16 protein-coding genes are annotated in these 25,619 nt (G+C 38.7%); 9 read left to right on the top strand and 7 right to left on the bottom strand.

What is annotated here, in order from left to right; genetic code table 11:
- Positions 1-361: 361 nt before the first annotated feature.
- The gene (locus D1094_RS08020) at positions 362-1,324 is read left to right on the top strand and encodes a collagenase (protein WP_118959587.1); all 963 of its coding nucleotides are present in this window, start codon (positions 362-364) and stop codon (positions 1,322-1,324) included.
- Positions 1,325-1,497: 173 nt separating this feature from the next.
- On the opposite strand, the gene D1094_RS08015 is transcribed toward D1094_RS08020, so the two are convergent.
- The gene (locus D1094_RS08015; RefSeq protein ID WP_118959586.1) at positions 1,498-2,217 is read right to left on the bottom strand and encodes a FadR/GntR family transcriptional regulator; all 720 of its coding nucleotides are present in this window, start codon (positions 2,215-2,217) and stop codon (positions 1,498-1,500) included.
- Between the two features lie 189 nt (positions 2,218-2,406).
- Here D1094_RS08015 and D1094_RS08010 point away from each other — a divergent pair, with 189 nt between their 5' ends.
- On the top strand, positions 2,407-5,640 hold the full coding sequence (locus tag D1094_RS08010; RefSeq protein ID WP_118959585.1) for a glycoside hydrolase family 2 TIM barrel-domain containing protein: 3,234 nt from the start codon (positions 2,407-2,409) through the stop codon (positions 5,638-5,640).
- A complete protein-coding gene (locus D1094_RS08005) occupies positions 5,637-7,970 on the top strand; it encodes an aminotransferase class III-fold pyridoxal phosphate-dependent enzyme (RefSeq protein ID WP_118959584.1) in 2,334 nt (777 codons plus the stop codon). Before D1094_RS08010 ends, D1094_RS08005 begins: the two co-directional genes overlap by 4 nt.
- A 65-nt stretch (positions 7,971-8,035) precedes the next feature.
- Here D1094_RS08005 and D1094_RS08000 read toward each other — a convergent pair whose 3' ends face one another.
- A complete protein-coding gene (locus tag D1094_RS08000) occupies positions 8,036-9,076 on the bottom strand; it encodes an alkene reductase (RefSeq protein ID WP_118959583.1) in 1,041 nt (346 codons plus the stop codon).
- Between the two features lie 133 nt (positions 9,077-9,209).
- Between D1094_RS08000 and D1094_RS07995 the strand changes: the two genes are divergently transcribed.
- Both D1094_RS07995 and D1094_RS07990 read left to right on the top strand, forming a co-directional pair.
- On the top strand, positions 9,210-9,794 hold the full coding sequence (locus D1094_RS07995; RefSeq protein ID WP_118959582.1) for a TetR/AcrR family transcriptional regulator: 585 nt from the start codon (positions 9,210-9,212) through the stop codon (positions 9,792-9,794).
- Positions 9,795-9,939: 145 nt separating this feature from the next.
- Positions 9,940-11,166 carry a DUF3667 domain-containing protein gene (locus tag D1094_RS07990; RefSeq protein ID WP_118959581.1) on the top strand — a complete coding sequence of 409 codons (1,227 nt, stop codon included), beginning with the start codon at positions 9,940-9,942 and terminating at the stop codon, positions 11,164-11,166.
- A 61-nt stretch (positions 11,167-11,227) separates the two neighbouring features.
- On the opposite strand, the gene D1094_RS07985 is transcribed toward D1094_RS07990, so the two are convergent.
- Together D1094_RS07985 and D1094_RS07980 are read right to left on the bottom strand one after the other, a co-directional pair.
- Positions 11,228-12,391, bottom strand: a complete 1,164-nt coding sequence (locus D1094_RS07985; protein ID WP_118959580.1) for a saccharopine dehydrogenase C-terminal domain-containing protein — start codon at positions 12,389-12,391, stop codon at positions 11,228-11,230.
- 9 nt (positions 12,392-12,400) lie between these two features.
- Entirely contained in the window at positions 12,401-13,477 is a 1,077-nt protein-coding gene (locus D1094_RS07980) for a saccharopine dehydrogenase (RefSeq protein ID WP_118959579.1), read from the bottom strand.
- Between the two features lie 250 nt (positions 13,478-13,727).
- Between D1094_RS07980 and ygjK the strand changes: the two genes are divergently transcribed.
- Together ygjK and D1094_RS07970 are read left to right on the top strand one after the other, a co-directional pair.
- Entirely contained in the window at positions 13,728-16,154 is a 2,427-nt protein-coding gene (gene ygjK / locus D1094_RS07975) for an alpha-glucosidase (protein WP_118959578.1), read from the top strand.
- Between the two features lie 119 nt (positions 16,155-16,273).
- Positions 16,274-16,669 (top strand): hypothetical protein, encoded by a 396-nt coding sequence (locus D1094_RS07970; RefSeq protein ID WP_118959577.1) that lies wholly within the window; start codon positions 16,274-16,276, stop codon positions 16,667-16,669.
- A gap of 110 nt (positions 16,670-16,779) precedes the next feature.
- Here D1094_RS07970 and D1094_RS07965 read toward each other — a convergent pair whose 3' ends face one another.
- The 3 genes from D1094_RS07965 to D1094_RS07955 all read right to left on the bottom strand — a co-directional run bounded on the left by D1094_RS07965 (position 16,780) and on the right by D1094_RS07955 (position 22,057).
- Positions 16,780-19,587, bottom strand: coding sequence for a bifunctional aconitate hydratase 2/2-methylisocitrate dehydratase (locus D1094_RS07965; protein WP_118959576.1), 2,808 nt, complete (start codon positions 19,585-19,587; stop codon positions 16,780-16,782).
- A 604-nt stretch (positions 19,588-20,191) separates the two neighbouring features.
- A complete protein-coding gene (locus D1094_RS07960) occupies positions 20,192-20,995 on the bottom strand; it encodes a thioredoxin family protein (protein ID WP_118959575.1) in 804 nt (267 codons plus the stop codon).
- 171 nt (positions 20,996-21,166) lie between these two features.
- Positions 21,167-22,057: a dienelactone hydrolase family protein gene (locus D1094_RS07955; RefSeq protein ID WP_118959574.1), complete on the bottom strand. Its 891-nt coding sequence runs from the start codon at positions 22,055-22,057 to the stop codon at positions 21,167-21,169.
- A gap of 242 nt (positions 22,058-22,299) precedes the next feature.
- On the opposite strand from D1094_RS07955, the gene D1094_RS07950 reads away from it, so the two are divergent.
- Together D1094_RS07950 and D1094_RS07945 are read left to right on the top strand one after the other, a co-directional pair.
- Entirely contained in the window at positions 22,300-23,286 is a 987-nt protein-coding gene (locus tag D1094_RS07950) for a rhodanese-related sulfurtransferase (RefSeq protein WP_259337870.1), read from the top strand.
- 244 nt (positions 23,287-23,530) lie between these two features.
- A complete protein-coding gene (locus D1094_RS07945; protein WP_118959572.1) occupies positions 23,531-25,597 on the top strand; it encodes a S9 family peptidase in 2,067 nt (688 codons plus the stop codon).
- Positions 25,598-25,619 lie beyond the last annotated feature (22 nt).

Here is a 25,619-nt window from a genome sequence, read left to right as displayed (position 1 = left end):
TAATATCAACGGCAGCAATGAGCTTAAACCAGCCCCACACACGAGCAGTAACTTTCGGTTAATACTGCCCTGAATATCATTATGGATTCACAAAAGCTAATGTCTGCAATTGGCTAAAGAACTGACATTTTTATTTTATCTTTCTATGTCGCAGTGGTGGCACTTCCAAAATCAGTTCTTAATTGAGTCAACGGTAAATTCTATTTTTAGAGTTGAGTTGATTTACCGCCATTCATCTCATATTTCTGCTTACTTATCTGTTTTGCTTACTTATCTGTTTTGCATACTTTATACGTGCGAGCGCTTGTTGTATGATTTGAACCGTGGCAAGGTGGTTTAACTTAGAGATTGGAGAATAATAATGAACAAAAAAATACTTAGCGGTTTATTCGCTGTTGGTCTTGTTACTGGATGTCAAACAACGACAGAAACAGTTAACCCTGTTGATTACAGTAAAGCAAAACTGGCTTATGGTAATGTAGTAAAAGATGGTGAAGTGTTCATCCCTTCATGGGTTCGTAATGAAAAGCAAATTAACGAAGTATTAGCTAATGTGCATTACTGTGCAGATAACTTAGTTCTGCGCCATCAAGGGATGAGTGAGCAAAATATCATTGATTCTTGTCAGTTATTACTTGAAACAGAAGAGCGTTTTCATACATTATTTAATCGTCGAGGTAAGCCAGTATTGCATGATAACAATGATGTATTACGTGCCAATATTTATGCTAGCCGCGATGACTATGTGAAATATGTAACCGATCACTTTGACGTACCATCAAACAATGGTGGCATGTATTTAGAAGGCTTACCGCACCTAGAAAATAACAGCGCAGAATATGTTGCTTACTTGAAAAAAGGTAGCGTATGGAATTTAAACCATGAGTTTGTGCATTACTTAGATGGCCGTTTTAATACGTACGGAGATTATTGTTCTCCACCACATGATAACCACGCGGGGCCTGAATACTGCCCTAAGCCTGCACCTGAGCTGCCTTATTTAATTTGGTGGGGCGAGGGTTTAGGTGAATATGTTGCGCATATGGACGATAATCCAGCTGCCTTAAAGCTTGCTGGTGAAAAAACGTATCAGTTAAGTGAGTTATTCAATAACAGCGGTGCAACGTGGAGTACGCCAAGAGTATATCGCTGGGGTTACTTAGCTGTGCGCTACATGATGGAAGAGCAACGCGACAAAGTGGAAGAAATGCTGTTTCATGTGCGCCGTGGTGATTATGTACGTTATCAAAAAATCGTGAAAGACTGGGGTATCAGTATGGATGCCGACTTCCATACTTGGTTAGATACGGTTGCGATAAAATAGGTTTAGCCCTTTCAAGCTTCTGCTGACAACGTTTTAAGCGAAATATAACCATGAAGGTTGTGTTTCGCTTTTTTGTTGCAACAACAATGTATTCAGATTAACCTCAGCTCGGGTTAAGAGATAAGTTAATCGTTTGAAATGGTTAGAATTGTGGTTTTAACAATTCACTAGCTTTACAGGTTTTTTGATTTAAATTCAGCGATTTTTTCATCCACTAAACGAAGTGTTTCGCGTTGAGTTTTCATCGCGGCATCAAACGCACCTTGTGCATTGCCTGCTTTAATTAAGTTGAAAATCTCAACATGTGCTTGGTATTCAGCTTCACTAACTGCTTCAGCCCTGTTTGTAAAAAGTAAATTTACTTTCAGTGCCGTTTCAATAAAGGTAGTTAACTGCACGAAAAAAGGGTTGTTACTGGCGAATAAAATACTTTTGTGAAAGTCTATATCGCCTTGGTGGCTATCTTCGTATCCAGCTTGATTAAATTTCATAGAAGCTAAGCTACGTTCAATCTGTGCTAATTCATCGGTAGTAGCAAAACGTGCCGCAAGCGATGCAGCTTCAGGCTCTATCGCTAATCGTAGTTGTAAGAAGTGTCTAAGCATATACAAATCAGGCTTACCCAGTAAAATCCAGCGTAATACGTCGGTATCAAATAAGTTCCAGCTTTTAATGTCTTTTAATTTTATGCCTTGTCTAGGCCTAGAACTAATGAGCCCTTTTGCCGTTAGCATTTTAATGGCTTCACGTGTTGCCGTTCTGCTCACGTCATATTCAATAGAAATATCAGCCTCTGAAGGGAGTTTTTTGAACTCATTATACTTGCCTTGAAGAATGGCTTCACCGAGCTCATGGGTAAGTTGCTGGGTTAAATTTCGATGTGATATTTCCATAAAATCAATCTCTAATATATAGCGTAATTGCTATGTTGAATAATAAAACCATACCATTGCTAAGAGAGTTATTTTACTGAAATAGATTAAAGTAATATAGATAACTCTTAATAATTATCATGAAAAACTTGAACTAGGAGAGGTCTATTTTGTATTATAAATACTATTGTATAATGTATGGTGTTTTTCATGAAGGTTAGTTTAATATGTTTTACCCTTGGCGTCACTCTTTTTGCCTCATCTATGTCTGCTAAAGAAGTAAGAGAGCCATGGCAAGATCATACTGTTTTTGCTATTAACAAATTAGCACCCCATGCGAGTTTATTTCCTTTTAAAAACTCGCATGAAGCGCTGCTTGATAATAAAGAGCAGAGCAGCAACTTCATGTTACTTAATGGCTTGTGGCAGTTTAACTGGCAGCGTTCACCAAAAGATAAGCCTGTGGGGTTTCAGTTAAATAGTTTTGATGATTCAAGTTGGTCGCAAATTCCTGTTCCGGGGAATTGGGAAGTTGAAGGCTTTGGCTATCCTATTTATTTAGACGAGCGCTTTCCGTTCACAACAACGTGGCCAGATGCACCGACAGATTACAATCCCATAGGTTCATATCGGAAACCTTTTACTTTACCAAAACATTGGCAAGGTAAGCAGGTAATACTGCATGTAGGTGCGGCAAAATCATCATTAGATGTATGGCTTAACGGCGAAAAAGTGGGTTTTAGTCAAGATTCAAAAACACCTGCTGAATTTGATTTAACACCTTACGTACATAACGATGAAAACTTATTGGCGTTTCAAATTCGTCGTTGGACCGATGCCAGTTACCTTGAAAGCCAAGATATGTTAAGGATTTCAGGTATTGAACGTGATGTGTATTTATATGCAAGAGAACTGCAGCATATCGCTGATTTCCATGCTAAACCGCAATTAAATAAGGATTTCAATCAGGCGAACTTTGAACTGGAAGTTTCTATTAATAATGCTGATAAACGGAAAAGCAAAGCAGTTAACGTTGCTTATCAACTACTTGACCCTAAGAACCATATGCAAGTGGTTATTCAGGGAGAAAAAGCATTAAAAGTTAATCAAAAAAGCAATGCTGTAGTGCAGTTATCTGGTTCGTTTGCACAACCTAGGTTATGGAGTGCAGAAACGCCGAATTTATACACCCTATTAATTGAGCTAAAAGATCAAGACAACAAAGTCTTAGAAGTTATTAAAGATGATATTGGTTTTAGGCATATTGAGATAGTAAATAGCCAACTTACCGTAAACGGCAAAGCGATTTATATTCGCGGTGTTGACCGTCATGAAACATCGCCAACACGCGGGCATGTGGTTAGTAAAGCACTAATGGAAAAAGATATTAAGTTGATGAAACAATTTAATATTAATGCGGTGCGATCTAGTCATTACCCTAACGACCCTTATTGGTATGACTTAACAGATAAGTATGGCTTATATGTCATTGATGAAGCGAACATTGAATCACACCCTTTAGCAATTGATAAGAAAACACAAATCGGTAATGAAGAAAGTTGGATACCTGCTCATATCGATAGAACAAGAAATATGTTTGAGCGTGATAAAAATCATCCCTCAATTATTATTTGGTCGTTAGGTAATGAAGCGGGCGAAGGAAAAGTATTTGAAGCGACTTATCAGTGGTTGAAAGAGCATGACGAGAGTCGCCCAGTACAATATGAACCTGCAGGCGAGGAGCATTACACTGATATTTTTGCGCCTATGTATCCATCAATAGAACGACTAGAGAAATATGCGAAATCAAATCCACACCGCCCAGGCATTATGATTGAGTATGCTCACGCAATGGGGAATTCAGTCGGTAACCTGCAAGACTATTGGGATGTGATTGAGAAGCATGATGTACTTCAAGGTGGCTTTATTTGGGATTGGGTTGACCAGTCGTTAGAGTATACGAACGAACAAGGCGTGAAATATTGGGCATATGGCAAAGATTTTCATCCCGATTTACCCAGCGATGGTAACTTCTTAAATAATGGCTTGGTTGATCCTAACCGTGTACCACATCCTCATTTATATGAAGTGAAAAAGGTGTATCAACCTGCTAAATTTACAGCAAAAAACTTAGCAAAAGCACAATTTTCTATTTTGAATAAGTTTGCTTTCTCAAACCTTGAACAGTACGACCTGCACTGGGTTCTTGAAGCTGATGGCAAAACCATTGCTAAAGGTCACCAAGTAATGCCGAGTATTAAAGCAGGTTTTGCAAAAGATATTCAATTACCGACAGTGCTAAGCCATTTACCTAAGCAAAGTGATAAAGAATACTTTATTACCTTATCGATAAAAGTTAATAAGCCACAGCCTTTATTGGCGCAAGGCCATGAAATTGCATTTGAACAGTTTCAGATGCCAGTGAGTAAAGTTGCTGCAGAGGTAAAACAACTAACCAGCACAGATACCTTGAGTAAAAGCGAACGTGATGGTGTTATTACCATAGAAAACAATGTGATTTCATTGTCATTTGATCAAAAGACAGGTTGGTTAACGCAATTTAACTATCAAGGAAACTCATTAGTTTCACCGCTAGTGAGTGAGCCATTAAAAGTAAATTTATGGCGAGCACCTACTGATAATGATTTAGGTAATAATTTACAAAATCGCGCTAAACTTTGGCAGCAAGCAGCGGCTAGCTTTACTTTATCAAGTTTATCTACCATGACTGTTGATAAGAAAAACCTTGAAAGCATTAGAGTGCAAGCATCGTATAAAAGCTCGCTGTTTAAAGGCACTTACCAAGTTAGCTACGATATTTCACCTCTTGGTACGGTTGATGTTACGAGTGCGCTTAACCTTGAACAAGGGCAAGAATTACCTGATATCCCTCGTGTTGGTATGCAGTTAGTGATGCCAGGAGAGTTTCAGTTTGTGCGCTGGTTCGGTCGTGGGCCACAAGAAAACTATGCTGATAGAAAAACAGCAGCAGCTATTGGCTTATATAAAATGCCAGTGAAAGAGCAAATTCATCATTATTCAAGGCCACAAGAAAATGCCAATAAAACTGACGTAAGATGGATTGCATTAGAAAACCAGCAAGGTCATGGTTTATTAGCTATTGGTGAGCAACCCTTGAACGCAAGTGCGTGGCCATATCTTCAACAAGATATTGATTTTGTGAGTGGCGATGGTAGTGCCTCTGCTTCGGGTTTGGTCCCTGTAACCACTAAACATGGTGCAGAGTTGATAATGCGCGATTTAACTACCGTGAATATTGATCACAAACAAATGGGCGTGGGTGGAGATACATCATGGGGTCGATTAGTTCACCCACAATATCGTATTCCAGCAAAGAGTTATCAATACCGTTTTACCATGGTACCTTTTAGCAAGCATGATGATTTAGGGCAGTTAGCGCGTGAAGTGGAGAGCAGAAAATGAGTGAACAAATAGCAGTAACGCCAAGTTTTTCAGAAGAAAAGGTTTTAACGTTATTAAATCAGCACTATCAGCTTTCAGGGAAAATAAAAGCTTTACCGGGGTATTGTGACCAGAATATTTTACTGACCGCACAAGATAATCAATATATTGTTAAAATAGCAAATACGGCTGAAAGTAAAACTGAGTTAGCCATGCAAAATGCGGCGATGAAGCACTTGAGTGCGAAACAACTCGCCGTACCTCACCCTATTGAGAGCAATACTCAGCAAACCATTACAGAGATCAGTGACGAGCAAGGTCATGTATTTTATTTAAGGGTATTGTCATTTTTACCCGGCAGCTTTTATGCTGATGCAGCACCTTCGCGACATAATTCTTTATTATGGAAGTCGTTGGGGCAGTTTATGGCGCAAGTCAACCAAGGACTTAATGATTTTAATCACGCTGGCGCTCATCGCTATTTGGAATGGGATTTAGCGCAAGGATATTCTGTGTGTCTAGAAAAAAAAGCACACTTAAACGATAAGCAGCAAGGTATCGTTGAATCTTTTCTAGCAGACTATCAAGCTAAAACATTACCATTGTTAGCGCAATGTTCAAAAGCAGTGATACATAATGATGCTAACGATTATAATTTACTTATCGATGAGGTTAATCAGCCGAGTACAATCACTGGGCTAATTGATTTTGGTGATATGGTTTATAGCCATGTTATTAATGATTTAGCCATTACCTGTGCTTATGCACTGATGGGGCAAGAGCGCCCTATTGATACACTTAAAGAGATTGTTGCGAGCTATCATCATCACACCCCACTATCTGATGCTGAGTTAGAAGTACTGTACTCACTTATTGCCTTAAGATTATGTGTGAGCGTTTGCAATTCTGCTCAAGCAATAAAAGCTCAGCCAGATAATGAATATCTTTTAGTATCAGTTAAACCTGCTTGGCAGCTACTAACGCAATTGCAAGAACAAAACAATTTTGCGGTTTATTGCCAACTTCGTCATGCTTGTGGTTTATCGGTTGATTCAGGGCAAAGTAAGACAGAGATTACCCAATTTCGAAAGAGGCATTTAGGTAAAACCTTAAGCTTAAGCTACCAAGAACCGTTAAAAATTGTTCGAGGGCAAGGGGCTTACTTATTCGATGAGCATGGTAAACGTTATTTAGATATGGTGAATAATGTCTGTCATGTTGGTCATTGTCATCCCAAAGTGGTCGCCGCAGGGCAGCAACAAATGGCAAAACTCAATACAAATACCCGCTATTTGCATGACAATATTGTTAATTTCGCTGAAAAGTTATTAGCAACTATGCCTGATGAATTATCGGTTTGTATGTTGGTTAATTCAGGTAGTGAAGCTAATGAATTAGCCTTTAGATTAGCGAAAAATTATACCCAAGGCACAGAACTGCTGGTAGTTGATGGTGCGTATCATGGCAATACCAATGCCTGCATTGAAGCCAGCCCATATAAATTTGATGGCCCAGGTGGTGCAGGCGCTGCTCCTTATGTACACAAGGTTGAATTACCTGATCCTTATCGTGGTATTTATCAAGGCAATACTGTTGAAACGAGTAAAGCATATGCTGATAGCGTAGCGACAGCGCTTTCTGCTATTGAGCAGCAAAACAAAAAGCCAAGTGCCTTTATTTGTGAATCTTTACAAGGAGTTGCTGGGCAAATTATTATGCCTGATGGCTACCTAACACAAGTCTATAAACAGGTAAGAGCGGCAGGTGGTGTATGTATTGCCGATGAAGTGCAAGTGGGTTTTGGTCGTGTTGGTCGTCATATGTGGGCCTTTGAAACTCAAGAGGTTGTGCCAGATATTGTTACCTTAGGTAAACCTATAGGCAATGGCCACCCTATGGCGGCAGTAATCACTACGCAGGCGATTGCTGATGCTTTTGTTAATGGCATGGAATATTTTAACACCTTTGGTGGAAACCCGGTGTCATGCGCTATTGGCAGTGCCGTTTTAGATGTTATTCAACAAGAAAACTTGCAACAGCACGCCCTTGAAACAGGTGAATACTTTATGACGCAATTACGTGAGGTACAGCAAGAGTTTGACCTTATTGGTGATGTGCGAGGTTTAGGATTGTTTATCGGTGTTGAGCTAGTTGAAGATAGAGCTTCTAAAGTCCCTGCAACGGAGAAAACCTCTGCGTTAGTGGAATTCTTTAAAGGTCATCAAATATTACTGAGCACGGAAGGTCGCTATTACAATATCCTTAAAATTAAGCCGCCGTTAGCGTTTAGTAAAGCGAACGCCGATGAATTTATTAAGGTGCTGCGTTTAGGGTTAGCAGAAATAGCATAAGCCCTCTCACTGTAGAAATGTTAAAAGCGATAAGCAGGTGGGAAAAGCCTGCTTATCGCTAGGTATTACACTAAAGAGGTGAGCATTTCTTCAGAGTACTCTACCAAGGCTTCTTTATTCTTCACTTTGTTTACATAGTCAGGGTTTGCAATGAATGGGCGGCCAATGGCAATTAAATCGAATTTATTTGCTTCAATAGCTTGGCTCGCTGATTCAGCGGTATAACTACCAACACCGACTAATGTATTTTTATAGTGTGCTCTAACGTAACTTGAGGCAGTACCGTTTAAGTAGGCAAACTCTTGCGAGTCATCAAAAATACCAATGTGTAGATAAGCTAGATTTCTTTTTTCAAGTTCAGGTAACAGGTAATCAAATACTTGTCTGTCTCTATCATCACCCGCTAAATTAACATAAGCCCCTGGGCTAACACGTAGGGCGGTTCTTTCATTACCTATTGCTTCAGTAATGGCATCAACTACTGCTAACGGAAAACGCACCATATTTTCTGGTGTGCCACCAAACTCATCGTCACGACGGTTGGTATCATGATGTAAAAATTGGTCAATTAAATAACCGTTAGCACCATGAATTTCAATACCGTCAAACCCTGCATCAATGGCGTTTTTTGCCGCATTGACATAATCAGTAATAAGTTGGGCAATTTCTTGGTGATCTACTGCTTTTGGTACTTCGTAGCTTAATTCTCGCATTCTTGCGACCGTACCTTCTTTAGCAATGGCAGACGGTGCAACGGTGGGTTCACCAGAAAAATGAGAGTGCGCGACTCTACCTGTATGCCATAACTGAGCAAATATTTTGCCACCATTCTCATGCACGGCGTGAGTTACTTTTTTCCAGCCATCAACCTGTGCTGGATTAAATAAGCCAGGGGTATTCGGGTAGCCTTGACCATCAGGACGAATAATAGCTGCTTCTGAAATAATTAAGCCTGCGTCTGCACGACGACCATAGTATTGTGCCATTAAGTCAGTAGGCACTAAGTTTTTATCAGCCATACAACGCGTTAATGGTGCCATTAAAATACGGTTTTTTAGTTCAATCGTGTCATTGAGTGAGAACGAATCAAATAAATTGTCAGTCACAGTAACTCCTTAGTTCTTGAATGTTCGTTCAAGATACTCTTGTTCGAATAACTGTTCAACTTTTGTTTTTGAATAATCATTCAAGATTGATTATCATATGTAAACATATTTAGCCATACAGTGAGTGATCACGATGAGAAATGCTGAGTTCGATCGTGAACAGGTTTTAAGAGCTGCAATGAATGCTTTTTTGCATAAAGGTTATGCGAAAACAAGTATGCAAGCATTAACCAAAGCCACGGGCTTACATCCCGGTTCTATCTATTGTGCTTTTGAAAACAAACGCGGTTTATTATTAGCCTCGTTAGAGCAATATAAACAAGACAGAAATGATGAATTTCAACAATTTTTCATTCAAGAACGCCCAGTGCTTGATTCACTAAAAGCTTATATAGATAACATTGTTACTGAATGCAATAGCTGTGATACTGCTAAAGCATGCTTATTAACAAAGTCATTAAGCGAACTTGCTGAACAAGATGAAAGTATTAAAATATTTATCAGTGAAGTGCTTGAACAATGGCAACAATCACTGTCGGCCAAGTTTGAACAAGCTAAAAAATTGGGTGAGTTAACCACAACAAAAGACAGTAAACATTTAGCTCGATACTTGGTGATGGGAATTTATGGTTTAAGAACGTTTGCGCACACTCATCCTCAGTCAGCAGTGATTCAGCAATTAGCAGATCAACTCTATGAAGATTTATGTCGAGAGTAATAGAACGTTGTAAAATTATCCAAAAACTTCACACGCGCAAGTAAAATAAGCAGTTTTTATTGGCAGTTGAGAAATAGTGCCGTATTCTTTAGGTAATTGATTTTACATATATACTGATGGAGCAGGGTACTTTCCCTAGTGAGATATGACGAGTACCGAGATAGTAAAACCTAAAGAGAAAGCATTGCCTGCACAAGTTACCAAGGAATGTGAGAATTGTGGAGCCACTATCAATGGACAATTTTGTGCTGAATGCGGTCAAGAAATCACCTCAAATATTCGTTATTTTGGCACGGTAATTTTACATTTACTTGATGATATTTTTAGCTTTGATTCCAGAGCTAGCCGTACATTACTACCGTTAATGTTAAAACCGGGTTTTTTAACGCAAAAATACTTTGCCGGCAAGCGTGTTCATTATGTTCCACCGCTCAGGTTATACCTGTTTATCAGCATTATTTTTTTTCTATCGTTAAAGCTTTTTACTGATATTGCAGCACCCAATTTACCATCAACCTCACCAATTCCAGCAACAGAAATTCAGCAAACCATTGAGAAAAATATAAGTCAATTGGCGCTAACGCCAGATTCGACAGAAAATGAAGCGATTAAAAATCGGCTAAAGGCATACCTAAAAGATATTCAGCAAAGTAGCTCGCCCCAATTACAACGTGACGCGATTAAACTCGCGCAGCTTGAGTTAAAAAAACTCTCTACTCCTGAAGATTTCACCAGTGATGATGCAATCGACTATAAGGTCTATGAGGAGAGTATTTCTGATTATAAAAAGGGAGTGAAAACTGAAAACAAAGATGACACTTTTATCAATGTGTCAAACCAAGAAGATGGTACCTTACGTTTTGATTTCTTATCTGAAGAAATGAACAAAAAACTGAATATACAAGTAGATCTTTTAAAAGAAAAAGCAGAAACGACCATTACTTCTAACCCTTCGAAACTCATTAAAGAAGCCTTAGGAAAAATGCCACAACTGATGTTTATACTACTGCCTTTGTTTGCTTTGCTTCTAAAAATATTTTATATGTTTTCTAAGCGCCTTTATATGGAACATTTAACGGTCGCATTGCATAGTCATAGCTTTATATTCTTAACGCTGTTGTTGATTGAGTTATTAAATGAATTGCAGGATATTGTTATTGAGCAGTATCCTGCTTTTGCCGATATGATAGATACACTAATGATCGGGCTGCTGATATGGATACCTGTTTACTTATTTTTGATGCAAAAGCGTGTTTATAAGCAAGGGATGTTGATGACAGTGATTAAATTCAATGTGATCTCAATATCTTATTTATTGATGATGGTATTTACAGGCTTAGCTGCGTTAGTGTGGGGTTTAACCAGTATTTAGTGTTAAATGCGCAGATTAAAGCCTGCTAAAAGTAACAGGCTGTATTTGCTTAAGAGAGGAGTTACTTCACTACTTGATGAGTAATCACTTCACCTAAATCGGATAGTTGCTGAATCCATGAAGCAATTTCTTTAGTTTGATGCGGCGCAGCACTAACACCTTTTTCTGCAACATTATTCAATACTGATTCAATCGCGAAACTGACTGGCACAGATACTAACCTTGCCATTGCTTGGCCTTTTTCATTACCGCTTGAATCAAGTAAATAGCTTTGCTGCCAAACGGTACCGTCTGCATTTTTAGCTTCTAAATCAACGTGAAGTACTACGCGGTCTGGTTCACCTTCATCGTAACTGTATTGACGCTCTAACGATTCACTAATGGTTTTTAATTCTTGCTCTGCTGTATCAGCTGAAGCAGAAGACGTTAATTGAGCGACTTTGTCAAATAGCTCAGACCAAGCGTCAGACCAACCCGCTAATCGTAATGTACCACGAACAAATTGTTGTACATTTTCATCAGCTAAATGGTATTGCTTTATAAAAGGGAGAGAGTCTCTATTTGGATAACATTGAAATGTTTCACTACCTTGTGCTAAATCAATGCTGTAATCAGCTAGTGCTTCCCACGGGGCATTAGAGGTGCCCACTTCACCATGTTGCAACCACTTAGCTGGTGATTTCAACGCCTTTAATACACCTAACGGTGACCAGCTGAATTTGTATTTAAAATCATTAGCAATTTTAGGGAAACCGCCACAATATGAACGAAAATAAAGTTTATTATCACTATGATATTGCGCACTATTTTTATAATTCTCAACCAGTGCATGCGCTAGGATATGGTCTAAGCCAGGATCTAAACCAACTTCATTAACAAAGCATAAGTTAGCGTCTTTTGCTTGTTGATGGAGAGCTTGCATTTCTGGTGATATATAACTACTTGAGACAAAGTGAGCCTTTTTTTCTAAGCACAGTTCTGCCACTTTAATATGCATAGTTGCTGGTAGCATCGAGATTAAAATGTCTCCAGACTTTACTTTATCGGCTAATAAAGACCAGTCTAATGCCGATATTTCAATTTTGTCGGCGACTTGTGAAAGTGCAGTTTGCGCTTTTCCTAAGCTTCTGTTCCAGACGATGACATTTCGGCCATCTTGGGCAAGTTTTTCAATACCGGGAATAGAAGATAAACCGGCACCAAGCCAATGAATTGTTGCTGACATAAGGGTTCCTTATAACTTAATTTCTGCTGTTTTTTCGTTAAATAGTGATAATGCTTTTGGCCAAACACCTTGGCTTTGATCATTAAGCGTTAATAAATGTTTCACTAGCTGTTGGCCATAATCTTCGCTGCTTTCTTTTGGTAAAAGCGATGGTAGGTGGTCAATGGCAATCATATCTAGCGGTTTATCACCCTGAATAATAGATAAGCAGGGTGATTTAAAAGTAGTACATTCATTATAAATGGGTAGTGGGTTATAGCTACCGTATGGATCGCAACTTACATCAACAATCATTGATAATGTTCTTTCCTCAGTTATTAGCATTTCCTTGGTAATAAATGGAGGTAAATCTTGATTGATGAAAACACAGTTAACCAGAATATCCATATTAAGGATCTCAGCAAATGGCCCACCTTTTTGTGTTTCTGCAATGTCCCATTCTACGGTTTCAAGTGATAAAGCTTTCGCTAAGGCAACTGCACCAGAGCCACTACGTCCTTTAGCACCAATCACTAATATTTTTGGTTTTGACTCGCAAGTAGCAAGTAAGTCATTAATCTCTGCAATGAGTGATTCTTGATTAGCGTAAGAGTTTATATTATTTAAAGGTGGCGTAATATTTTGTTGTTGCTTTAACCAAGCAAGAACACCTAAAGCTGCTCCAGCATAGCCAGCCCAATAGCCAAATGCTGCGATACGGCGGTTGTTATCATCGACTAAATATTCAAGATCAAATAACTCACCTTTGCCGCTAACAAATCGACTTAATAGCGCTTGCCAGCCTTGCTGTTCTTTATAGGCATGAGCAAAATAAATATGCTGATGATGCAACGGGAAAGTTGCTTCAGGTAGCTCTTTTAAAGCAAGAATAATCGCCTCTTCAGGGGCATCAACCCAGCTTCCTTCTGGTGCAATGCTAGCACCAACGGCTTCATAGTCGTTAATGGCAAAAATACTTTGTACAGAAGATTCAATGGTGACTTTAAAGCCAGCATCTAGCAATTGTTTAGTATTTTCAGGCGTTAAAGCGGTACGTTGTTCTTGTGGTTTACTTTCGGCACGTAACCACAGGTGTGTATGTGTCATGACAAATGTTTCTCTCATTGAACGTGTTATTTGTACTATAAATACTACAGTATACAGTATTCTAGTGTCATGATATAGTTTTATCATGAACCAATCAGTATTACGGTGTTATTTTTTTAAATGCGATGAAACGTTTCATTAAATACACTAACCAAGAAAAGAAGAGTATCTAAACTTGAATATTAAATATTGCCTCAACTTATTCAAAGCTATCACATTTTCCATAACTAGTAGCATAGTTGCTATCTTTATGGCACACGCAAGTACAACAGACAATAATGTTATTGATCGAACAGGAACTCCGCTTCAATTTAAATCGTTTGATCAATACGGTAACCAAAAGTTTAACCCATTGTTAGATAGCGGGGCATGGCATGGCTTTTTACTGCCTAAACATAGTGAAGATTATGCCAGTTTCACAGGGCCGATGGTTATAGCACAAGAATATGGGGTTTTTATCGCAAGAAAACTGGAGCAACTAAAAGTTATTGATAGTTCAACCAATCAGCAATACAACTTTGATCAAGCTGAAAAAATAATTCAATCAAAACCGGGTGAGTTGATACAGCAGTATGACTTTGAAGATGTGTCGATTACGTTGTCGTTAGTTTTTGTTAATGAGAGAACAGCATTAATAAGTACCAAGTTTGCAAACAAGAGCGGTAAAACTAAAGAATTAGCATTACGCTGGCAAGGAAAGCTACTCTCTAAGTGGAATAATAAGCAAACAATAAAAGAAGCAATACCTCATTGGCAAGTTACCTTAACGAGTGATGATCATGGAGTCGCTTTTACCTTTCCAAAAGTACGGGCAACGTGGCACCTGATGCTTGATGAAGGAGCGCAGTACCGCATTGAGCGTTCCATTAAAACCAGTACGGTCATTTCTCAAGGTAATCAAGCTCAAGGTAATCAAAGTTATGAAAGTGTCGCTCAATTATCGCTAACGCCTAATAGTAGTGAAACGATATACACCACGCAAAGTTATTACCATAACCAAGATGAACTAAAGGCTTACAACGAGCAGAACAAGGCTATATTGACCGAGCCTAAGGGTTATATATCGGATAGTAAGCAACGATGGCAGCAATATTTATCTAAGGGATTAATGAATGTCACTTCAAAAGAAACAGCACAAGAATCATTACCAGCAAATAATAACCAAGCATTAGCTATATTAGCGTTAAAAAGTATTGAAACCTTACATGGTAACTGGCGTAGCCCAGCAGGTATGCTGAAAAAAAATATTGTATCGCCTTCTGTAACAGCCCGTTGGTTTAATGGTGCGTGGGCATGGGATAGTTGGAAGCATGCCTATGCGTTAGCATCGATTAACCCTGAACTAGCCAAAGATAACATTCGCGCTATGTTTGATTACCAAGTTAATCTGTCAGATGAATTACGACCACAAGATGCAGGTATGGTGGTTGATGCTATTTTTTACAATAAAGATATTGCTCGCTCGGGTGATGGTGGTAATTGGAATGAACGTAATACCAAACCACCACTAGCAAGTTGGGCTGTGTGGCAAGTGTATCAAGAAGAGGGTGATAAAACTTTTATTGAAGAAATGTACACTAAATTAGTGGCTTATCATCAATGGTGGTATAGCAATAGAGATCATAATGGTAATGGGCTTGCTGAATATGGTGCTACTAAACATAGATTACATAATAACGAAAAGCAGCAAATTATTTTTACCGTAGAGTACGAACAAGCGCCTGAAAACAAAGAACTCTTGTCTGAATGTAAAATGAGTGGTTCATATAGTTACCAATGTGCAGGTATGGCGAGTTACCAACAAGTACTTACACTGGGTGGCTATAAAAAATTGGATATACCCGCGCAACATGCAGCTGGCTGGGAGTCAGGCATGGACAATGCTGCACGTTTTGGTTTTATCAACGATGAGCAGCTAACAGCTTATGCGCAAAAACATTATCAAGGTGACATTGATAAAGCACGTGCTGATTGGCAAGTGAGATTTTTTGTTAATAAAGACAAGCAAGGAAATTTACTCGGCTTTTCAATTGACCAAGAGTCAGTTGAATTGAATAGTTATTTGGCGCAAGAAAAGCTTATTCTGGCAAAAATGGCACGGGTATTAGGTGATAATAAACAGGCAGAGCGTTATAAAAGTGCTGCTGAAAACTTAGTTAAAAGAATAAACCAATGCTTTTATCATCAAGAAACAGGTTTTTATTACGACAGAAAAATTAATTCGAATCATGACAAAAGTGAAGCATGTCAGGGCACGTTACTTGATAAGCGCGGGCGCGGTCCTGAGGGTTGGAGCCCTTTATGGGCTAATATCGCCGACAAAGATAAGGCCACCTCGGTTATGAAGATTATGCTCGATGAAAAAGAGTTTAATACGCATATTCCTTTGGGGACGGCTTCATTGCAAAACCCTGCTTATGATGCTGATATTTACTGGCGTGGCCGAGTATGGCTAGATCAATTTTATTTTGGGATTATTGCTTTAAACAACTATGGTGAGAAAGCTGCAGCGAAACAATTAATGCAAAAGTTGTTGGATAACGCTGAAGGTTTGCTTGAGCAAGGTACCATTCGTGAAAATTACAATCCAGAAACGGGCGCAGTACAAGGAGCGACTAACTTTAGTTGGAGTGCGGCTCATTTATATATGCTTTATCAAGCATTATTGGTTAAGTAATCTATATCAACGGAGCCCAGTATAAAATCTTGCTGAGCTTGTTGAGTATCATTTAAAGACTCGCCTAAGTAACTATCATTCACTACAATGAATGGTAAAAATCAGTGATAGAGAACGAAATGCTCCAATTTTTAAATCAGTCAAAAATTCACTGTGTATTTTGTATTGTGTTCGCAGGGTTTATGCTAGCAGGTTGTCAAAATAGTTCTTTACTAGTGCAGCAGCCGAGTCAAAACACGACTGAGATACTAAGCTTGTGGGATTTTGATCATGAAGTACGTTACAACAAAACTAAGCTTGCTGATAATAAATATCAGTTGGAAGTCGAAGCAAATGGTCAGGTTGCTTTTGAGCGATTAGCAACTTTTTTATTACGAAAGAGTTACCAGTTGTGCCGAGGTTATGGTTTTCAGCTTGAAATGTTAGATGGTATTGAAAGTTTTGATCATTATCGGGCAACGCCAAACCTTATTATGAGTAATTTAAAGGCAAACCTTGAATGTCCACGTAGTTAACATGTTGGTTACGAACTAACTTCTCATATAAAAAAGGGTTACTTGTACACAAGTAACCCTTTTATTTTAGTGTTAGCTAAATTTTATAACACCGCATTTGCTACGTTATATTAAACAACCTTAACAGGTACTGCTGGAGCAGTGTATTTAGTGGTCATTTCTTCCGTTGGTGGTGCGAAACGCGTTAAGTCGATACCTTCAACCGCGGCAGTATATTCAGCCATAGTAGGGAAGCGACCTAAAATGGTAGAAAGTACTACTAATGGCGTAGAACCAAGTAGAGATTCACCTTTTTTCTCTGCAGTATCAGCTACAACACGCCCTTGGAATAAACGAGTAGATGTTGCAATTACCGTATCACCAGGTTCAGCTTTTTCTTGGTTACCCATACATAAGTTACAACCAGGGCGTTCAAGGTATAAGATGTTTTCGTACTTGGTACGTGCTTCACCTTTTGGCTTGTCATCGTCAAAGACGAAACCAGCGTATTTGGCTAAAATATCCCAATCACCTTCCGCTTTTAATTCATCAACAATGTTGTACGTTGGTGGTGCAACAACTAATGGCGCATTGAAAGTAATAGTACCGTTTTGCTTCTCAAGGTTACGTAACATTTGTGCAATAATTTGCATGTCGCCTTTGTGAACCATACAAGAACCAACAAAACCTAAATCTACAGGCTTATCTTTGTAGAATGAAACAGGGCGAATAACATCATGCGTATAACGCTTAGATACGTCTTCATTGTTTACGTCTGGGTCAGCAATCATTGGTTCATCGATAGCATCTAAGTCGATAAGTACTTCTGCGTAGTATTTTGCATTATCATCTGGTGATAGTGCTGGTTGAGCGCCTGATTTAACTTCGTCGATACGCTTATCAGCTAAAGCAATTAAGCCTGCTAATGTGCCCGCTTCGTTTTCCATACCCTTGTTGATCATTATTTGGATACGGCTCTTAGCAAGCTCGATAGATTTAATTAACGTTTCATCGTTTGAGATACAGATAGAAGCTTTTGCTTTCATTTCTGCAGACCAGTCAGTGAAAGTGAATGCTTGGTCAGCCATTAACGTACCAATGTGTACTTCGATGATACGACCTTGGAAAACGTTTTCACCACCAAATTGCTTAAGCATTTGTGCTTGAGTAGCGTGAACAACATCACGGAAATCCATGTGCCCTTTCATGTTTCCTTTAAAGGTAACTTTAACAGACTCAGGAATTGGCATTGCTGATTCACCGGTAGCAAGTGCGATGGCAACAGTACCTGAATCGGCACCAAATGCGACACCCTTAGACATACGCGTATGTGAATCACCACCAATGATAATGGCGCGATCATCAACGGTAATATCATTCAATACTTTATGAATAACATCAGTCATTGAATGGTAAACACCTTTTGGATCACGTGCTGTGATAAGACCAAATTTGTTCATGAACGCCATTAATTTAGGTGTGTTCGCTTTTGCTTTGCTATCCCAAACTGATGCCGTGTGACACCCTGACTGGAATGCGCCGTCAACAAGTGGAGAAATTGTCGAAGCAGCCATTGCCTCTAATTCCTGACAAGTCATTGGGCCTGTTGTATCTTGAGAACCAACAATGTTCACTTTAACACGTACGTTAGAGCCAGCATGCAGAGGTGTTTCTGAAGCAACACCAACGGCGTTGCGGTTAAAAATTTTCTCAACAGCAGTCAAACCTTGGCCTTCGTGCGAAATTTCTTTCGATGCGGCATATACAACAGGTGCTTCAATACCTAAAGCTTCAGCAGCAAATGTTTGTAGTTTCTTACCGAAGGTAACAGCGTAAGAGCCACCCGCTTTCATGAATTCTTGTTTTTGTGGTGTAAATGCTGAAGAAACATCAACGAGCTCTTTATCGCCGTTGTATAATTTCTTCGCTTTAGTATCGATAGTTAATACCGTGCCCGTTGCTACTGAGTAAGCTTCTTCTAAAACAGGGTCGCCATTTTCATCGACAACGTTATTACCGTTAGCGTCTACTTTGTTCACCCAGTTTTTAAGGTCAAGACCAATACCACCAGTAACATCAACGGTAGTTAAGAAAATTGGTGCAATACCATTGGTACCAGCGACTACAGGCGCAATGTTAATAAAAGGAACATAAGGACTTGCTTGCTTACCTGCCCAAAGTGCAACGTTGTTCACACCCGACATACGTGAAGATCCAACACCCATAGTACCTTTTTCTGCGATAAGCATTACTTTCGCGTTAGGGTGCTTAGCTTGAAGCGCTACAATTTCGTCTTGTGCTTCAGGTGTGATCATACACTTACCGTGTAATTCACGGTCGGCACGAGAGTGAGATTGGTGACCAGGAGATAATAAATCTGTAGAGATATCACCTTCACCAGCGATATAAGTGACAACGTCAATTTTTTCTTCAATCGCAGGGAGTTTAGTGAAAAACTCAGCGTTAGCGTAGCTCTCTAAAAGATCTTTAGCTACCGCGTTGCCAGCTTCAAATGCAGCTTTTATACGTGCCATGTCAGCGTCGTATAAGAATACTTGGGTTTTTAATACATCAGCAGCAGGCGCAGATACTGATGCATCGTCGCCTAACGCAAGGTCAAGTAGCACTTCAATTGAAGGGCCACCTTTCATGTGTGAAAGTAGTTCAAAAGCAAATTCAGTCGTGATTTCGGCAACAGTTTCTTGACCTAATATAATTTCTTTTAAGAATTTGGCTTTAACACCAGCAGCACTTGTTGTGCCTGGTAAGGTATTATAAATAAAGAAGTTAAGAGAATCTTCGCGGTATTCATTACCTTGATCTTTAATTTGTGCGATGATTTCTGATAATAGCTCGGCGCTATCGATAGGCTTAGGTGCTAGGCCTAGTTCTTCCTTACGATTTTGTATTTCTTTGATATATTCTAAATAAAGACTCATTTAATACTCTCTTTTAGCGGTTAGTGGCTAATAACATTAACGAATAGAAGGGGATGTTAACCTTAAAAGATCAACTCGCCCTTGTTATAACAGGACAAATTTGTCCTTAGTTTACCTGAATTATTTTTTACTACGAATCATTTGCTGAAATAAGCATTATTCACCAAATTTATAACAAGTAGAAGGCTAAGTTATAATACTTATACCATTAGCTTTGTAACGGTTTCTTCACGGTATATATGAATTGTTGGTTCTTACGTTACTTGGGTCTCATCATTGCTTTAAAATACAATTAACCTTAGCTTGGGTTAAGAGGTAAGTTAATTGTTTGAAATTGTTGAGTTTTTGGTTGCAGCAACTCACTAGCTTGATAGTATTTTTCATTCAAGGCAAATTCATTAAGAATAGTTATTTTACTGTTTATGAATTTAACACAGAATTAAGGAAAAATAGCTGCTAGAGAGCTATTTATTATCCCGAGCTGAGGTTAATTATATAGCTAAACTTAGTTAACACTTTTTATGGTATTTAGCTTAGCAGCAAGATAGCAATCTGCTTAATTTTGGAGGTTATTTTTTGTCATTAATGGTTAACGCTGACTTGCTTATAAATTACCTTCCCATGAAAACTGACCATAATCAGGAAACTTAAGTTTAATGGGCTTTTGTTGATTTACAGCGTTAAGCGCTTGCTGTTTTAAACTAATAATATCAGTTTGAATATTGTAGCGAAGCTTTCTTGCTTGAGACCATATTTTTTCATTTTCGTCACTGAACTGTTCTTTATGCTCAACATAACGCGCTAGTACAGGACCTAAAATTTGGTAGGCTTTTTTTAATCTTTGTGCTTGTTGTGTGGAAAAGTCGTTAATCTGCTGGTAATAAGCTTCTAATTGCGGTGATAGTGGTTTTTCTTGTATCGCCTTTACTTGCGCGAATTGCGCAAAGTATTGTTGGTAAACCGTTTGTTCAATGCTGTCGGCACTAAGCCACTGCTGCATTGAATCTTCATTAATAATCGTTTCAGTTTCAGGTTCAATCACCATAACGGTAGGTGTGCCATAATAAATTGGCATATTGAAACGAGAAACCACGTCAAAACCGCGTTGGTAATAGCCGACATCGATAAAAAGTGTTTGATAATTTTCTGTTAGTATTTCTTGCATGGCATCTTGAGAAAACTTTGCGGCAAGGCCCGTACTATCGTGACACCACTGTGCACCTAACACGAGTAATAACTTTTTGTTTTCGGCTTTTGCCTTGACAATTTTCTTATCAATTTCCTGCATAACATGTTCAGAAGGAGAAAATTGATAGTTTGCTAATACTGGAGCATTACCATTATTACTCGATAGATTACTGCAAGCAGATAAGAATAAAAGTACCATTAATGAAGTAAAAAAACGCATTTATTGTCCAACAGAAAAACATAATAATATGGATAATAACTGATCGAAGTAGGAGATGATATTGCTTTGAATCAATATGAAAAAAGTGCATGAAAAGAGTATGTAAAAAGTATACTTTTAGAGAGCAGCAATAGCTTTGAACACTATTGCCGCAACAAGGTTTAACCCACCTTAGTTATCATCATCTTTATGGTTAAATGCGGTACTAAAGAAATTAACAACATTTCGTCTGGATTTTCTAGCAATACGTTTGTTAGGTGCTAAAAGTACTTCTCCGCCTTGCCCTAAATGTGAGAATGGATCCGTTACTAACCATTTTGGTTCTAATCTATCCCATGCGTGGTAAGCACGCTTAAACATATTGAGTGATACATATTCAGCGTCAGAAGTAGCAAGGTTACTTACCAGCATAGGGCAAGTTTCGGGTGAATCATAGCCATCTAAATTGCCTGATTGAATAAGTACAGGTGCCGCTGTTAGGTTAGTAAACTCAAAACCGGGTACGTTATTATAAAGCCAACAAACAGGATAATGTGCTACGTGGGCGGCAAAACGTAAAGGGGTGCCTGTTAATGACATATATTGCTCAGTTGCGGTGAGCATGGATAAAACGCCGCCCCATGAAAAGCCAATAATACCAATTTTATTGGCATCTATTTCTTGTCTTTGCGCTAAGTAATGCAATGCGGCAAATACATCAGGTAACGTCTCTTGTGGCGAACTTGCTCTATTTTCACTACCACCCATTAAATTTCTAGCGCCCCATAAGTCAATTTCAAGGGTGGCAATTCCTGCATTATTTAGCGCTTTAGCATAGTATTGACCCGTGCTGTCAATTCCGCTGGTACTATGGACAATTATCACAGCAGGTTTTTGGTTTGCTGATTCAGATCTGGGCAATTGATATTTGGCTGATAGTTGCCAGTCACTAGTGGGTCCTTGCACAGGTATATTGATGTAGAACGTATGCGGTAATGGCTTTAAGGTAACCTTTGCATTAGCATTGAGTGAAGTAGCGAGTGTTAATAGGCACAATAAGCACCTAATCATGAACGTATTCATGGTAATTCCTTCTAGTTAATGTGAACGAGTACTCCTTTCGAGCATTGAGGATAGTTGCGAATTGGTGATATGTCTAATAATGAGTGGTTATGTAATGAGTAGTTAAGTCGTATTTTGAAAATTTAACTATTGGATCTTTTTTCTGATAGAATGCGCCTGAAAAATCTTGATCTATATCAAGGTTTACTTGTTTTAATCTACAGCGCTGGTTTTACGTTCCAGTTTGCTCAATGGAGAAGTTAATGACTACCACACCTATAACTATTTGTGCGCTATACAAATTTGTTCGTTTAGATCACTATCAATCTTTACGTGAACCTTTATTAACCGAAATGTCAGCGAATGACGTTAAAGGTACTTTATTGCTTGCTGCAGAAGGTATTAACGGTACTATAGCAGGACCTGCTCAGGGAATTTCAGCGGTATTGACCTTTTTAGATGCACAGCCAAATTTAGATAACATTTCTCATAAAGAATCTTTTAGTGACGAGAACCCTTTTCATCGTACAAAAGTAAAATTAAAAAAAGAGATTGTCACGATGGGAGTTGAAGGTATTGATCCTAATCAAGTGGTAGGAACTTATGTAAAGCCAAAAGACTGGAACGCACTTATTTCTGATCCTGAAGTTTTACTCATTGATACACGAAATGATTACGAAATTGAAATAGGTACTTTCAAGAATGCTGTTAATCCAGATACGGAAACGTTTAGAGAATTTCCTGATTATGTAGAAAAGAACCTTGATAAAACTAAGCATAAAAAAGTTGCCATGTATTGCACCGGCGGTATTCGTTGTGAAAAATCAACCGCATACTTAAAGGAGCAGGGGTTTGATGAGGTATATCACCTTGAAGGCGGTATTTTAAAGTATCTCGAAGAAGTGCCAAGTGAAGAAACGCTATGGGAAGGTGAGTGTTTTGTTTTTGATGGCCGAGTTGCCGTTAATCATAATCTAGAACAAGGGCAATATGATCAATGTTATGCTTGTCGTTTTCCGTTAACTGAAACACAAAAACAGAACGAACATTATATTGAAGGCGTTAGCTGTCACCGTTGCTTTGATAAAGTAACTGATGCTCAGCGAAGCCGCTATCAAGAGCGTCAACGTCAAATAGCTTTAGCCGCAGAACGTGGTGAAGCTCATATTGGCGGTGAAATTACCGATATTATTAAGCAAAGAAAGCAACAAAAATCAGATGTAAAAGCAGCGCAAGCCAAGCAAAAGTAAACCCAAGCTTATTTGTTGCTTTGATATAATACCATTACGCATAAAGCGCCATTAGAGCATATCTAATGGCGCTTTTTCTTTACAGCCAATCTCTTTCAGGAATGGATGAAAATTGCCTATTTTCTTTAGATTGTATATTCTTGCTGCACGAAATATATAGGCTGCGATGGTTTAATCCTTATTCTGATTTTTCCTATCAAAGCACCTTAATCTAATTCGATAGTAACCGTTAAACGAGAGACTTATGAAATTATCATTTATTGCTGCGGGTTTGACCTTAGCAGCGAGTTTTAATGCGGTGCAAGCTGATGTGCTCACCGTTGAAAAGTTAAATACATTAAACCAACTCCATGATGTAACTATTTCCCCTAAAGGCGAATCGTTAATTTACGGGCTTAAAAAGGGCAGTAGCTCTGCTGATAATCATTTATATCGTCAAGAGATTGAATCAGGAAAAATTACTCAGCTAACTAGTCATGATAAGTCTGAGCACAATGTGATCTGGGCTAATGATGGACAATCTATCTATTTTCTCTCTTCGCGCAGCGGAAGCTCACAAATATGGCAATTGCCACTGAATGGTGGAGAGGCGAAACAAATTTCAGACATAGCTGCTGATATCAATGGCTTTAAAGTTTCTCAAAACGGTAAAACGTTTGCGTTATCAATTACGGTTAAGCCAGGTTGTGAAACATTAGCGTGTACTAATGATGCGCGTAAGGCGGATAAAGACAAGAAACATAATGTTCGCGCATACGATCAGCTAATGGTGCGTCACTGGGATGTTTGGTTAACCGATTATAAAGAGCACTTATTTGTCGCAACACCAAATGAACAAGGTGTTATTACCCAAGCGAATGATATTATGGTGAATTGGCGAAGTGATATTGCCGGTATAGGCAATGTAGCGATTCATCCCCAAGGAACCTCTTTAGTCTTTTCAGCAAAAGATTCATCAAGTGACGTTGCTGCAAGAGATCATTCATGGACCACTAACTATGATTTGTTTGAAGTTGATTTAACAAAGAGAAGCGAGCAAAAAAATTATCAACTGGTGAACATTACAGCAGAAAATACCGCTTGGGATACCGCACCTGTTTACTCATCAAATGGTCGATTTTTAGCGTATAAAGCGATGTCGATTCCTGGCTATGAATCTGATAAGTTTGGCTTGAAGTTACGTGATAATCGTTCAGGTAAAATTCGTGATGTTGCACCAAAGTGGGATCGCTCAATTAGTACTCTTCAATTTGCGGATGATAACAAGACCTTACTAGTAACGGCTCAAGATGTTGGTCAAAAAAGTATTTTTGCTATTACCCCTGAATTTAATGAAGTACAAAAAGTCTATGGCACAGGCTCTAACGGTGATGTATTAACTCATGGTGAGAGTATTTATTTTACCCGTCATACACTAGGCTCACCGAAAGATATTTTCACAATTAATCAAGACGGTTATGGTTTTAAACAATTAACTGAAATAAACAAAGGTAAACTCGCTGACATTAAGTTTGCTGCTTACGAGCAGTTTAATTTTAAAGGTTGGAACAATGAAAAAGTTCACGGCTATTGGTTAAAACCTGCAAACTATGAAGCAGGTAAAAAGTACCCTATTGCTTTCTTGGTACATGGTGGCCCGCAAGGTAGCTTTGGTAACATGTTTCATTACCGTTGGAATGCTCAATTATGGGCAGCTCAAGGTTATGGTGTAGTGATGGTTGATTTTCATGGCTCTACAGGTTACGGCCAAGAATTTACCCACTCAATTAGTCGTGACTGGGGCGGTAAGCCTCTGGAAGATTTACAAAAAGGTCTCGATTTTATCGTGAAAGATCAACCATGGTTAGATGGTGATAATGCTTGTGCGTTAGGTGCATCTTACGGTGGTTACATGATGAATTGGATTGCCGGAAACTGGTTTGATCGTTTTAAGTGTCTTATTAACCATGCAGGTTTATTTGATATGCCAAGCTTCTACCAATCAACAGAAGAGCTCTGGTTCCCTGAATATGATTTAGGAGGCCCACTATTTGGCGATGATAAAGGTAATGTCAGCGATGATTATAATAAGTTTAACCCGTCAGCTTTTGTGAATAACTGGCAAACACCGATGTTAGTAATACAAGGTGAATTGGATTATCGTGTACCTTACGCGCAAAGCTTAGGCGCTTTTACTACACTACAACGAAAAGGCATTGATAGCCGATTAGTGATGTTCCCAGATGAAGATCATCATATTCGTAAACCTGATAATTTAGTGGTTTGGTATGAAGAAGTGTTTAAGTGGTTAGAAAAATACACTAAGAAATAATTCCGTATTTTATTGAGCTAAA

The organism is Colwellia sp. RSH04 (genome assembly GCF_003545765.1).
GTDB lineage: Bacteria > Pseudomonadota > Gammaproteobacteria > Enterobacterales > Alteromonadaceae > Colwellia.
Note: the sequence above shows the minus strand (reverse complement) of the source record. Positions and strands in the feature narration are given on the sequence as shown.